Here is an 11,771-nt window from a genome sequence, read left to right as displayed (position 1 = left end):
AAGAGATATCGCCCCCCGGAGCGCGTCGGGGGACGTGTCCCCGACATACGACCGAACTGACTCCGACCGGTACCGCGAGGTCGACCGCTGGGAAGACGGCGTCGGCTGGCTCGCCCACCCCGAGGAGGCGGGACGGCGCGTCAGCCACGCGGTGTCCACCGACGAGGGGGTCTGGGTGCTCGACCCGCTGGACGCGCCGGGCGTCGACGACCTCCTCGCGGGGCTCGGCGAGGTGGCCGGCGTCGCGGTGCTCTCGGACTACCACGCCCGCGATGCCGCGCGGTTCGCCCGCCGCTACGACGTCCCGGTCACCGTCCCCGGCTGGCTCGACCGGGTGCCCGACCGGCTCGACTGCCGCGTCGACCGCGTCGAGGATGAGCTGGCGGGCTTTGCCCTCCGCCCGCTGCGCCCGCTGTACGCCTGGCGGGAGGTCGCCGCCTACCGCGAGGCGGACGGGACGCTGTACGTGCCCGACTACCTGAGCACCCACGACGCCTTCACCGTCGGCCCGGAGCGGCTGGGACTCCCGACGCTCGGCAGACTCTTTCCCTCGCGGGAGCGGTTCGCGGACTGCGAGCCCGAGCGCGTGCTGGTGGGGCACGGGGCGGGCGTGTTCGAGGACGCGGACGCGGCACTCGCCGTGGCGTTCGAGGGTGCGCGGCAGCGGTTCCCGCGGGCGTTGCTTCGCAACGGACCCCGCGAGTTCCGGGCGATGGCCGGCGCGCTCCTCGACTGAATCGCCCCGAGATCAGCCAATGACAGGATTAATAATCACCGTTAGCAGGGAAGCGGCATACATTTAGACCCGGCCCCTGAAATGCGACGTAATGACATACGAACAGGTCGAGGTTCCCGACGAGGGGGAAGCGATCGAGGTCGTAGACGCCAAGAACGACGAACTCGACGTACCCGACACGCCGGTCATCCCGATCCTCTACGGTGACGGCATCGGCACCGACGTCGGCCCGGCGGCACAGAAGGTCCTGGAGGCGGCGGCGAACGCCACCGGCCGGGACGTCAGCTGGATGCAGGTTTACGCCGGCGAGAGCGCCCGCGAACGGTACGACGAGAACCTCCCGGAGGACACGGTCGAAGCGATCAAGGAGTTCCGGGTCGCGATCAAGGGACCGCTGACGACCCCGGTGGGTGCGGGATTCCGGTCGCTGAACGTCGCGCTCCGGAAGACTCTGGACACATACGCCAACGTCCGGCCGACCTACCACCTGGAGGGCGTCCCGTCGCCCGTCTCCGAGCCTCAGCAGATGGACATGGTGACCTTCCGGGAGAACACCGAGGACGTCTACGCCGGCATCGAGTGGGAGGCCGGCACCGACGAGGTCCAGCAGGTCAAGGAGTTCGTCGAGGAGGAGATGGGCTTCGACGACACCATCCACGACGGCCCGGTCGGGATCGGCGTCAAGCCGATCACCGAGTTCGGCACCAAGCGGCTGGTCCGGAAGGCCATCGACTACGCGCTGGAACGCGGCCGGGACACGGTCACCCTGGTCCACAAGGGCAACATCATGAAGTTCACCGAGGGCGCCTTCCGGGACTGGGGCTACGAGGTCGCCGAAGAGGAGTACGGCGAGGAGGTCATCACCGAGGACACCCTCTGGGAGGAGCGCGACGGGCAGCCTCCCGAGGACGCCGTCGTCGTCAACGACCGCATCGCGGACAACATGCTCCAGCAGATCCTCACCCGGACCGAACAGTACGACGTCCTCGCGATGCCGAACCTCAACGGCGACTACCTCTCCGACGCCTGTGGCGCCCAGATCGGCGGGCTCGGCATCGCGCCGGGCGCGAACTTCGGCGACGGGCTCTGCCTGGCCGAGCCGGTCCACGGCTCCGCCCCGAAGTACGCCGGCCAGGACAAGGTCAACCCCACCGCGATGATCCTCTCGGGCGTGCTCATGTTCGAGTACATCGGCTGGGACGACGCCGCACAGCTCGTCCGCGACGCCTGCGAGGCGACCATCTCCTCGAAGCAGGTCACCTACGACCTCCACCGCCAGATCGAGGGCGGGGAGAAGCTCGCCACCTCCGAGTACGCCGACGCCGTCGTCGAGAATATCGAGCAGCTGGCGTAACGGGTCGCTCGTCCCCTGACGGCGGAGCCGCCAGAACGCCCGGAAGCGCTCGTAACTCGTTTTTTGCCCTGTTGGGACTCTCAAGCTGTGAGAGGGTGAAACGGCCGTGCTGAATACAGGGCGCGGATCAGTCGCTGCACTGGCCAGAGAAAAGGTATCGTCACGTTGTGCGGTTGACAAATCTCGATGAGATGGAAGCGTTTCGGGCCCTCTCTGGCACCCGAGTTAGCACGGATCATTGCTAGTTTATGCTGGCGCTCGTCGTCAGTACCTGTGATGAGTTCACAAGCCACACCCCCGGCGAAATACGACGTCAAACTAGGTCAACTCGGAGCGAAACTCGCAGTCTCAGCGGACGAAAACGAAGCCAGTGTGGCAGTGGTGGAACACGAGCTCGCACCCCACTCGCTCGCCGCGCCGCTGCACCGCCATAGCCGTGAAGACGAGGTCTCCTACGTGCTGGACGGCGAGATGACTGTTCTCGCCGACGACGAAATCTCAACGGTCCCAGCGGGGGAGTTCGTCGTGAAAGACCGGGACATCTGGCACACCTTCTGGAACGCCGGTGACGACCCGCTCCAGCTCCTCGAGATCATCGTGCCGGGCGAGTTCTCGGGGCTCTTCGAGGAAGTTGCCGAACTGTTCCCGCTGGATCCAACTGACGAGGAAAAAATGGCCGGGTATCAGGCAATCAACGAGCGCTACGGGTTCGAGGTTGACTTCGAGAGTATTCCACGACTGTGTGAAGAACACGGACTCCAGATGTAGGTCCCGTCCCCGACAAGACGCGTTTTATCGATCCCCCGCGTTGCATACAGCCTCTGTATGTAGCAGGCAATTCTCCGGGTCACACGTCCACCACGGTTTCGTGGTCAGAGCGGGGCGCACCGACAGGCCCCGCGGTGGCCGGCGTGGCGGGGGGTCGGGGGTACATACAAGACGGTCGGTACAGATGGTTGCGCCATGCTACCGACTGTCCCGGAGACGCTGACCCGGTCCGCGGAGAAATACCCCGACGACGAGGCGCTCGTGTATCCGGAGGCGGACGTCCGGCTGGAGTACGCGGAACTGGACGCGAGGGCGACGAGGTTCGCGAACGCGCTCCGGGAACTGGGGGTCTCGAAGGGCGATACCGTCTCGGTCATGTCTCATAACTCCGTCCCGATGGTCGTCTCGATTTACGGCATTCCGCGTGCAGGAGGGGTGTTCAGCCCGGTCAACTACCGGTTGGCCCCGGACGAGGCCGCGTATATTTTCGACGACTCGGGGGCCGAAGTCGTCTGTTTCGACGAAAGCGTCCGGGGGACAGTCGAGAACGTCCGCGAGAACCTGACCGCGGACCGGTTCGTGTACTTCGACGACGGTTCGAATCCGGTCCCGGAGTACGCGGTCGGGTTCCACGAGCTGCTCGAGGACGCCGTCGAAACACCCCCGGCCGCGTCGAACGATCCCGGGGATATCTGGGCGATCATGTACACGAGCGGAACGACGGGCCGGCCGAAGGGCGTCCTCCACACCCACGAGAACGCGACCTATCACAACATGGCGATGATGGGTGGGATGTCGCGGAACCGCGTCGGGATCATCATGATGCCCCTCTACCACAACGCGGCGCTCAATTGCAGCCTGCTTCCGGGCGTCAACGTCGGCGGGAAATCGGTGGTCCTCAGCGGCTTCGACCCGGAACTGGCGCTCGAACTCGTCGACGAGGAACGAGTCACGTCGATGAGCCTCCCCTCGCGGACGTGGCAGCAGGTGCTCGACAGCAAGGAGGAGACGGACTTCGCGGGCGAGAGCCTCGAGAGCATCGGGTACGGGACCTCGGATATGCCGCGGCCGCTGCTGGAGGACCTGGTCGACACGTTCGGCGAGGTCGTGAGCACGGCCTACGGGATGACGGAGATGGGGCCGGTCGCGGTGGCGATCGAGCCGGAGGACGTCGTCGAGAAACTCGGGAGCGTCGGCGTGCCGCTCCCGAACCACGACGCCAGGATCGTCGAACCGACGTCCACCGAGGACCCGGACGACCTGGTCACGCCCGCGGACACCGTCCCGCCCGGCGAGGAGGGGGAGATCATCCTCACCGGGCCGTGCATGATGGAGGGCTACCTCAATCGTCCCGAGAAGACTGCCGACGCGATCCGCGAGGGCTGGTTCTTCACGGGCGACCTCGGATACGAAGACGAGGACGGGTTCATCTACCTCGTCGACCGGGTCGACGACATGATCATCAGCGGCGGCGAGAACATCTACCCCACCGAGGTCGAGGCGGTGCTGTACGAGAGCGACCTCGTGGCAGATGCCGGCGTCGTGGGCACCGACGACGACCAGTGGGGCGAGGCGGTGACGGCCTACGTCGTTCCGAGCGAGGGGGCCGACCGTGAGGGGCTGGAGGAGAAACTCGACCGGTACTGCCTCGACTCAGAGCAACTCGCCGAGTTCAAACGCCCGCGGCGGTACGTGTTCGTCGACGAGCTCCCGAAGAACCCGAGCGGCAAGATCCAGCGGTACAAGCTCCGCGACCGGGCGGAGTCCTGACGCGAATGCCGCCGTCCCGCCGCTGACTGCCGAACCGGCCATCCACACCGAACTCCAGCTCCGGCGGCGGAGCGCTCACCGGCGACCCTCCCGAGGTCGATCCGCCGGGTTAGCGCTCCGGCGGCTCGGACTCGGCACCGCCAGCCTGGCGGGCGTCACGGCGCGGGTCTGCGCCGTTCGCGTAGGTGTCGACGGTCACCCAGAAGCCGAACAGCACGAGCGGAACGCCGAACAGCACCAGCGGCATGAAGGAGGCGACCAGCCCCCAGGTGGTCAGAAAGCCGCCGAGAACGGTGAGTTCGACGCCGAGAAGCATCTCCCTGTTGTCGCGGGGCGTGACGGAGGGCATGTGTGGCGGGTCGACGCCCGGCCACTCGGGCGTTTCGGTGTCGTCGGAAGCGAGCCCGCAAACTGCCCTTGCAGACCGCGGTTCACTCGCCCCAGTCGGGGTCCGTCCGCGGCGGGCTGAAGACGTCGACGCCTCTCACCGGGACGTCCCCGCGGTTCTCCGCGGCGTGGGGTTCGTCGCCGGGGATGACGAAGGACTCGCCGGTGCCGACGACGTGGGTCTCGCCGTCGACGGAGAAGGTGAGCGCGCCGCCGGCGACGAACCCGGCCTGCTCGTGGTGGTGGCTGTGCTCCGGAACCGTCGCCCCGGATTCGATGTGGAAGTGCTGGACGCTCATCCGCTCGTCGGCGGCCAGCTGTGTGAGGTGGACGCCCTCGACCGCCTCGACCGTCTCGCCGTCCGCGGGTGCCATCGTTTCCATACCCGGTCCGTCGGCGCGAACCCCCTAATGGTTGGTGTCGCCCGGTCTGTGCTCCCCGACCACGAACACCCGGAGGTCGTTGACGTTCGTCCCCGTCGGCCCCGTGACGACCGCTGCGTCCCGGTCGGCGAGGTATGGCGCCGTCGCGTGGGTCCCGAGCGCCTCGCGCGCGGCCGTCGGGTTCTCGGCCGTGTCGCGGTCGACGAGTGCGCCCGCTGCCTCCGAACGGCCGTCGACGCCGTCGGTGTCGACGCTCGCGGCCACGATGCCGGTTGCGGGGTCGCGACCGGCCAGCTCCAGCGCCGCGCTCACCCCGAACTCCGCGTTCGGTCCGCCCCGCCCCGAATTCCCTTCACCGGCGCCGGCGACGGTCACCTCGCCGCCGGCCAGCAGTACCGCCGGCGGCTCGACAGGGTTGCCGCTCGCGGCGCACTCCTCAGCGACCGCGACGTGCGTCTTGGCGGCCTCGCGGGCCTCCCCCCGGGTCTGCGTCGAGAGCACGAGCGGCGTGTACCCCCGCTCCGCAGCGACGTCGGCTGCGGCCTTCAGGGCTGTCAGGTTGTCCGCGAGCACCCGGTTGGTGACGTCGCCGAGTGCCGCCGGGTCGGCCGGCGTCTCCGGGCGCTCCCCGCGTTTCCCGGCGTCGAGGTGCTCGCGGACTGCTTCCGTGACGGCCACGTCGTACCGGTCCAGCACCCCGAGCGCGTCGGCGTAGGTCGTCGGGTCCGGGGCCGTCGGCCCGCTGGCGACCGTCCCGAGGTCGTTGCCGACCACGTCGCTGAACACGAGCCCGACGACGGGCGCGGGCGCGGCCGCCCGGGCCAGCCCGCCGCCCTTGACCGCCGAGAGGTGCTTGCGGACGGCGTTGACCTCGCCGATGGCCGCGCCGCTTGCCAGCAGTCCCTCGGTCGTCGCCCGCAGGTCCGCGAGCGAGATGCCGTCGACCGGTGCGGCAAGCAGGGCGCTCCCCCCGCCGGCGACGACCGCGAGCACGAGGTCGTCCGGGCCGGCCGACCGGGTCAGCTCAAGCACCTCTCGGGTTCCCTCGACGTTGCGCGCCGTGGGGACGGGGTGGTCGCCTGCGCGGACCCGGACGCGGTCGCAGGGCGCAGGGTCGTCAGTGACGACGACGCCGTCGTCAAGACGCTCGCCGAGCACCCCTTCGAGTGCCCGGGCAGCGGTCCCAGCAGCGTTCCCCCCACCGACGACAAGGAGGCGGTCGACCGCCGAGAGGTCGACCTCGTGGGCCCCGGCGGCGCCCGTCCCCCGCGCGACCCGGAGCGTGTCGCCGTCGACCGCGACCCGTTCACGGACGACGCGCTCGGGGTGGGCGGCCTCGACCCCCGACGCGATGCACTGAAGCGCGAGGTCGTGGCGCGGCGAGCGGGCCAGGCGGTCGCGGCGCTCGAACACGTCCGGATTTCGGCGAGGGGGCGCAAAACGGTTGTGTCGGGACTCACTCCGTGGCGGGCACCCGGTCGGGGACCTCGGGCGTCTCGACCCCTGCCTCCTCGAAGGCCGCCAGCGCGCGGCGAGTCACGTCCGAACTGAAGGCGAGTTCGTCGCGCAGGTCCGCGACGTAGGCTTTCCCTCTGACCGTCCGGTGGTAGACCTCGTCTTCCACGCGGACAGCGACGGGGTGGTCGTCGTCGACGTAGACGTACTTCGACGTCACGAGGGCGTCCTCCACGATGTCGACCGCGCGCTCGATGTCGGCCTCGGGCGCGACCGCGAGTTCGGTGACGACCATCATCTCCGGGTCGCCGCTGTTGACGTTGGCGACGTTCTCGGTGAAGAAGGTCGCGTTCGGGACGACGACCGCGGTGTCGTCGTCGGTCACGAGCCGGGTCGCGCGGAGGCTGATGTCGGTCACCTCGCCGTAGTGGTCGCCGATGCGCACCTTGTCGCCCACCCGGTAGGGCTTCTCGACGATGACGACGAGCCCGCCGATGACGCCGGCCGCAAGGTCCCGCAGCCCGAACCCCAGCGCCGCCGCGAGCAGTCCGGAGACGGCGAGCAACTGGGTCGCCGAGAGCCGGAACAGCGGCCCCAGAACGAGGTAGACCGCGGTCCCGTAGATGGCGAACTTCGCGACCGGGATGAAGACCTTGATCCCGATGCGGCGGCTCCCGCTGTACTCCGCAGCGACCGACAGGGCCGTGGCCACGATGCGGGCCCCGACGTACGCGCCCGCGAGCACCGCGAGCGCGCCGGCCAGCGTCGAAAGGTCAACCGGGAGGCCGGTGAGGCCGAGAGGTAACACCGGGTCAGCCCCCGAAACCGCGGCGACTCCGCTCACAGTATCCGCTCCCGTTCGGTCTCGGCGACGGCCGTCGGAACCGCCGCCGGCGAGAGGGCGACCCAGTCACCGTCGACGGTCACCAGGTCGTTCCGCCGGAGGCGCCCGAGCGCGCGCTCGGTGTCGTCGCCGACCACCGCCGCCAGGTCCGCCCGGTGGGCGCGCTCGCTCGCGAGGACGACCCGCAGACAGAAGGCCGTCTCCCGGTCCAGGCCCGGCTGGTCGACGTCGGGCACGTCGCTGGGCCGGACCTCGGAACCGCGGGCCCGCTCCCAGAGCGTCGTCGCGACGCCGACGTTGCCCTCGGAGACGGCGGCCAGGCGCTCGAAGACGACGTCGCGGGGGTCGGGGTCGCCGCCGCGGCGGGCGGCGAGGGCTGCCCTGTCCAGCGCCGGCAGCCACAGGTCGACTCCCGCCACGGAGACCTGTCGGCGGGTGAAAAGCGGGAGGTCGTCGTCGCGCTCGAAGGTCGGGATGTCGTCGTACCGGGCCAGCAGAAGCTCCGACAGCGCCGCCGCGTCCAGCGGGCCGACCTCGACGCGCTCCGGGACCGTCCGGTCGAGGTCCCGGACCGCAGCGAGATACGTCCAGGCGTACCGGTTCCAGCCGGTGACGACCGTCGAGTCGGCGCCGGCGACGGCATCCAGGCAGGTGTCCAGCGGCTCGAAGCCGCCGACCCGGCGGGTGTAGAGGTGGTGACAGCCCGAGACGACCGTCGCGCCCCCGTCGGCGATGGCGTCGGCGGTTTCCCGTCCCGGCTCGTCGGCGTCCGGGCCGGTCCGAACCCGGAGGTCGACCCCGGTGTCGGGGTCGTCCGCCTCCATCCCGCCGGTCCCCCCACCGGGGTCCGGCCCGGCCGGGCCGACGTGGACGCGGGTCGCGTCCAGCCGGTCGGCGAGGTGGTCGAGGACGGCGCGGCGCCCGGCGAAGGGGCTGCCCACGACCGCGAGCGGACCCCGGGCGTCGCCGCCGGCGACGGCGTCGACGGTCTCCCGCGCCGGTTCGTCGAGGAGGTCCGCCGGGCCCGGCCACCCGCCAGCACCGGCAGTCGTCCCCTCGGTCACGGTCTCACGCCCATGCCCCCAGCCTCGGCCAGCATCCACATTACCCTGGCGGCGGCTCCAGAGAGGGGCGCCGTCCTGGCCCGCCGGATTCATGCACGCGGACGCCCATGACCGGGTATGTACGCGGTGGTCGGTTGCGGGGAGTGTTCGGCGCTGTGGATCGTGGAGGGCGACCCCGAGCGCACCGAGTGTCCGCGCTGCGGGACCTCCCGCAAACACGAGTACCGCCGGGAGTTCCTGACCACCGAGGACGAGGACCACGCTCGCGAGGTCCGGGCGTCGATGCTCGCCAGCCGGCAGGGCGAGAGCGAGGCCTTCGCCGAGGTGGGCTCCTTCGCGGAACTCGACGACGACCTCGAGAACGCGGGCGTCGACGACGAGACCTACCTGGAGGGCGTGGGCGTCGACACCGGCGAGGTGGAGGCGGCAGCCGACCGCGCGGCCGGCGGCGGGGGCTCCCGGAGCCGCGAGGAGACCGTCCGGGCCGCGCTCCGGGAACTCGAGGCGCCGAGCGAGGCCGAGGTCGCTTCCTACGCGGCCGAGCACGGCGTCTCCCGCGAGTACGCCGAGCGTGCCTTAGAGAAGCTCGTCCGGGCCGGCGAGGTGACCGAGGCCGGTGGGGGGTATCGGCTGCTATGAGCTCCGACGGCGAGTGGCCCTCGCCCAGCGGGTCGCCCGAGTCGCCGCAGTCACCGGAGTCGGCCGGTGTCGGGCGGTACGTCGTCGGCGGCTTCGTCGGCCTGGCGGGGTTGCTGTTGCTCGCCGAGCCGGTCGTCGACCCCCTCGCGGTCGGCGACGCGCGGATCCCGATGTTCGGGCTCGCCGGCGTGGCGCTGGCCATCGGGCTCGACCTCGGTGCGGTGGTCTTCTACCGGGCGGGCCAGCGGACGGTCGCGATGGCCCACGGCGTGGCGGGCCTGGGGTGGACCTTCCTCGCTGTCGGGCCGATGCTGGGCAGCGGGACGCTGCTCGTCGTCGGACTCGTGGTCGTCATCGGGGGCGTGCTCTTTCTGGCTGCGGAGTCGCGAAAGTGGGTGTGAGCGGGAGCGGCTCGCGGGTGCCGCTTCACTGAACCGCTACCGCCCGAGTTCCTCGTGAGCGGAGGCGAGGTGACGCGAGCAGAAGGCGGCGATCAGCGATATCTCGCCGGCGAGCGCCCCCACTGCGATCACCTCTGCGAGCGCGTCGGCGTTGCTCCCCGGCGGGTCGCCGCCGCCGGCCAGCCCCAGGACCTCGAGCCCCTCGGCCTGGGTGGCGAGGTCGGTCCCGCCGCCGACCGTACCGACCTCAAGAGAGGCAAACGAGATGCTGGCGTACAGCCCCTCCTCGCGGACCTCCATGGTGGTGATGGCGTTTGCCCCCTCGACGACCTGGGCGGCGTCCTGGCCGGTGGCGAGGAAGACCGCGGCGACGGTGTTGGCGGCGTGGGCGTTGCCCCCAAGGGTGACGGCCTTCAGCGAGCCGACGTGGTTCTTCCGCGAGTTTCCTTCGGCCATCGCCTCCGGGGTCGTCCCCAGTCGCTCCTCGACGAGGTCGCGGGGAATGAGGACGTCGGCGGTGACCGTCCGGCCCCGGCCCTCGATGGCGTTGACCGCGGCGGGTTTCTTGTCCGAGCAGAGGTTCCCCGACAGCGCCACGAGTTCGGCGGGCGTCTCCGCCTCGAGCACGTCGGCGGCCTCGCGGGTCGCGATGGTGGCCATGTTCATCCCCATCGCGTCCTTTGTGTCGTAGACGAACCGCAGGAAGACCGAGTCGCCGACGACGTAGGGACTCACCTCCAGCAGTTCGCCGTGGCTGGTGGTCGCCTCGGCGGCCTCCCGGAGCCGGTCCTCGTTTGCCTCGACCCACTCGACGACCTCGGCAGCCTCGGCGACGCCCTCGACCCGGAAGGCGGGCGCGCGGGTCATCCCCGAGTCGGTCACGCGGGCGGTCGCGCCCCCGGCGGCGCGGATGGTCCCGAGCCCGCGGTTGACGCTGGCGACGAGCGCGCCCTCGGTGGTGGCCATCGGGAGGTAGTACTCGCCGTCGGCGGCGCCGCCGTCGACGGGAACGGGGCCGGCGACCCCCATCGGGACCCCCGCCCCGCCCATCAGGTTCTCGACGTTGCCCTCGGTCGCCGCCGGGTCGAAGCTGTACTCGCCGACCGCCGAGAGGTCGGCGCCGGTCTCGGCCTCGACCAGCCGGCGGCGGGCCGTCGCCGCCGTCCCGGGGTCGGCGTGGTCCTCGAGTTCGTGGAGCCGCAGGTCGCCCTCGCGGACGCGGTCGGCGAGTCGCTGCGGGTCGGCCGCGCCGCCGGTACCGTCGGTCATACCCACCGGCTGGCGGCCCACCCCCCTAACAGTTTCTCATACGGGTTGCTGTGACTGTGTACCGAGACGGCCGCACGCTGTCGTGCGCTCGATCCGGTACTGGCTCACAGCAATCCGTATCACTCGTCCCGGAGCCGCCCGACCAGTTCCGACAGCCGCTCCAGACGCTGGCTCGTCAGGAGGTCGATCGCCTGCTCGCCGCGGCGGTAGACGCCCCGGAGTTCGCGGACCCGCTCGAGGGCGTGCTCCGCGGCCTCGCCCTCGGCCGCCTCGAGCCGGGATTCGGCGTCCTCCAGCGCCCGGGTCATCACGTCGACCTCGCGGCGGACCTGCCCGTCGAGAAACTGCTGGAAGGCGTACCACAGGTCCCGCTCGACCTCGAAGTAGGCCTTCTTGCCCTCGCCGGGGATCGACCGCCGGCGCACGAGGTGGAACCGCTCCATGGCGCTCATCGCGGTGCTCACCGTCGACTTCGCGTACCCGCTGCGCTCCACGAGGTCGTCGAGCGAGAGCGGCCCGTCCGCGAAGTACAGCGTGCCGTAGAGCCGGCCGTAGCTGCTCTTGATCCCGTAGACTTCCGCGCCCCGGGCCATCGCCTCGACCACCTCCTCCCGGGCGGCCGCGACCTCCTCCGGCTCGCCGGTCTCGTTCTCGCGGTCGTCGTCCGTGGTCATCGTATATTCGGTACGTGCCGAAAGTAA

Annotated in this window: 13 protein-coding genes; 6 read left to right on the top strand and 7 right to left on the bottom strand. The window is 70.5% G+C overall.

What is annotated here, in order from left to right; translation table 11 throughout:
- The first annotated feature begins 34 nt into the window (after positions 1-34).
- The 4 genes from GN153_RS01270 (at position 35) to GN153_RS01255 (ending at position 4,628) form a co-directional block, all read left to right on the top strand.
- On the top strand, positions 35-736 hold the full coding sequence (locus GN153_RS01270; RefSeq protein WP_159898990.1) for a hypothetical protein: 702 nt from the start codon (positions 35-37) through the stop codon (positions 734-736).
- Positions 737-827: 91 nt separating this feature from the next.
- Positions 828-2,090 (top strand): isocitrate dehydrogenase (NADP(+)), encoded by a 1,263-nt coding sequence (icd, locus tag GN153_RS01265; RefSeq protein ID WP_159898988.1) that lies wholly within the window; start codon positions 828-830, stop codon positions 2,088-2,090.
- 276 nt (positions 2,091-2,366) lie between these two features.
- Positions 2,367-2,858, top strand: coding sequence for a cupin domain-containing protein (locus GN153_RS01260; RefSeq protein WP_159898986.1), 492 nt, complete (start codon positions 2,367-2,369; stop codon positions 2,856-2,858).
- A gap of 195 nt (positions 2,859-3,053) precedes the next feature.
- A complete protein-coding gene (locus tag GN153_RS01255) occupies positions 3,054-4,628 on the top strand; it encodes a long-chain-fatty-acid--CoA ligase (RefSeq protein ID WP_159898984.1) in 1,575 nt (524 codons plus the stop codon).
- A gap of 109 nt (positions 4,629-4,737) precedes the next feature.
- Here GN153_RS01255 and GN153_RS01250 read toward each other — a convergent pair whose 3' ends face one another.
- From GN153_RS01250 to GN153_RS01230, 5 genes are all read right to left on the bottom strand, one after another.
- Entirely contained in the window at positions 4,738-4,977 is a 240-nt protein-coding gene (locus GN153_RS01250) for a hypothetical protein (RefSeq protein WP_159898982.1), read from the bottom strand.
- Between the two features lie 82 nt (positions 4,978-5,059).
- Positions 5,060-5,398: a cupin domain-containing protein gene (locus GN153_RS01245; protein ID WP_159898980.1), complete on the bottom strand. Its 339-nt coding sequence runs from the start codon at positions 5,396-5,398 to the stop codon at positions 5,060-5,062.
- 24 nt (positions 5,399-5,422) lie between these two features.
- Positions 5,423-6,811, bottom strand: a complete 1,389-nt coding sequence (locus GN153_RS01240) for a glycerate kinase type-2 family protein (RefSeq protein ID WP_159898978.1) — start codon at positions 6,809-6,811, stop codon at positions 5,423-5,425.
- 43 nt (positions 6,812-6,854) lie between these two features.
- On the bottom strand, positions 6,855-7,697 hold the full coding sequence (locus GN153_RS01235; RefSeq protein ID WP_201287781.1) for a mechanosensitive ion channel family protein: 843 nt from the start codon (positions 7,695-7,697) through the stop codon (positions 6,855-6,857).
- On the bottom strand, positions 7,694-8,761 hold the full coding sequence (locus GN153_RS01230) for a hypothetical protein (RefSeq protein WP_159898976.1): 1,068 nt from the start codon (positions 8,759-8,761) through the stop codon (positions 7,694-7,696). The genes GN153_RS01235 and GN153_RS01230 overlap by 4 nt, the downstream gene beginning before the upstream one ends.
- Positions 8,762-8,878: 117 nt before the next feature.
- On the opposite strand from GN153_RS01230, the gene GN153_RS01225 reads away from it, so the two are divergent.
- Together GN153_RS01225 and GN153_RS01220 are read left to right on the top strand one after the other, a co-directional pair.
- Positions 8,879-9,400 (top strand): DUF5817 domain-containing protein, encoded by a 522-nt coding sequence (locus GN153_RS01225; protein WP_159898974.1) that lies wholly within the window; start codon positions 8,879-8,881, stop codon positions 9,398-9,400.
- Positions 9,397-9,801 (top strand): hypothetical protein, encoded by a 405-nt coding sequence (locus GN153_RS01220; RefSeq protein ID WP_236544725.1) that lies wholly within the window; start codon positions 9,397-9,399, stop codon positions 9,799-9,801. Before GN153_RS01225 ends, GN153_RS01220 begins: the two co-directional genes overlap by 4 nt.
- A 36-nt stretch (positions 9,802-9,837) precedes the next feature.
- On the opposite strand, the gene GN153_RS01215 is transcribed toward GN153_RS01220, so the two are convergent.
- Both GN153_RS01215 and GN153_RS01210 read right to left on the bottom strand, forming a co-directional pair.
- Entirely contained in the window at positions 9,838-11,070 is a 1,233-nt protein-coding gene (locus tag GN153_RS01215) for a hydroxymethylglutaryl-CoA reductase (protein WP_159898972.1), read from the bottom strand.
- Between the two features lie 119 nt (positions 11,071-11,189).
- A complete protein-coding gene (locus GN153_RS01210; RefSeq protein WP_159898970.1) occupies positions 11,190-11,744 on the bottom strand; it encodes a GbsR/MarR family transcriptional regulator in 555 nt (184 codons plus the stop codon).
- Positions 11,745-11,771 lie beyond the last annotated feature (27 nt).

It is taken from the genome of Salinirussus salinus, from assembly GCF_009831455.1.
In the GTDB taxonomy this organism is placed as follows: Archaea; Halobacteriota; Halobacteria; order Halobacteriales; family Haloarculaceae; genus Salinirussus; species Salinirussus salinus.
The sequence above is the reverse complement of the archived record's forward strand: the minus strand, read 5'-3'. Positions and strand labels throughout refer to the sequence as shown.

Coding starts and splice junctions, on each gene's coding strand:
- GN153_RS01210 (WP_159898970.1), bottom strand. CDS start 11,744: ATGACCACGGACGACGACCGCGAGAACGAGACCGGCGAGCCGGAGGAG.
- GN153_RS01220 (WP_236544725.1), top strand. CDS start 9,397: ATGAGCTCCGACGGCGAGTGGCCCTCGCCCAGCGGGTCGCCCGAGTCG.
- GN153_RS01245 (WP_159898980.1), bottom strand. CDS start 5,398: ATGGAAACGATGGCACCCGCGGACGGCGAGACGGTCGAGGCGGTCGAG.
- GN153_RS01250 (WP_159898982.1), bottom strand. CDS start 4,977: ATGCCCTCCGTCACGCCCCGCGACAACAGGGAGATGCTTCTCGGCGTC.
- icd (WP_159898988.1), top strand. CDS start 828: ATGACATACGAACAGGTCGAGGTTCCCGACGAGGGGGAAGCGATCGAG.
- GN153_RS01260 (WP_159898986.1), top strand. CDS start 2,367: ATGAGTTCACAAGCCACACCCCCGGCGAAATACGACGTCAAACTAGGT.
- GN153_RS01255 (WP_159898984.1), top strand. CDS start 3,054: ATGCTACCGACTGTCCCGGAGACGCTGACCCGGTCCGCGGAGAAATAC.
- GN153_RS01215 (WP_159898972.1), bottom strand. CDS start 11,070: ATGACCGACGGTACCGGCGGCGCGGCCGACCCGCAGCGACTCGCCGAC.
- GN153_RS01225 (WP_159898974.1), top strand. CDS start 8,879: ATGTACGCGGTGGTCGGTTGCGGGGAGTGTTCGGCGCTGTGGATCGTG.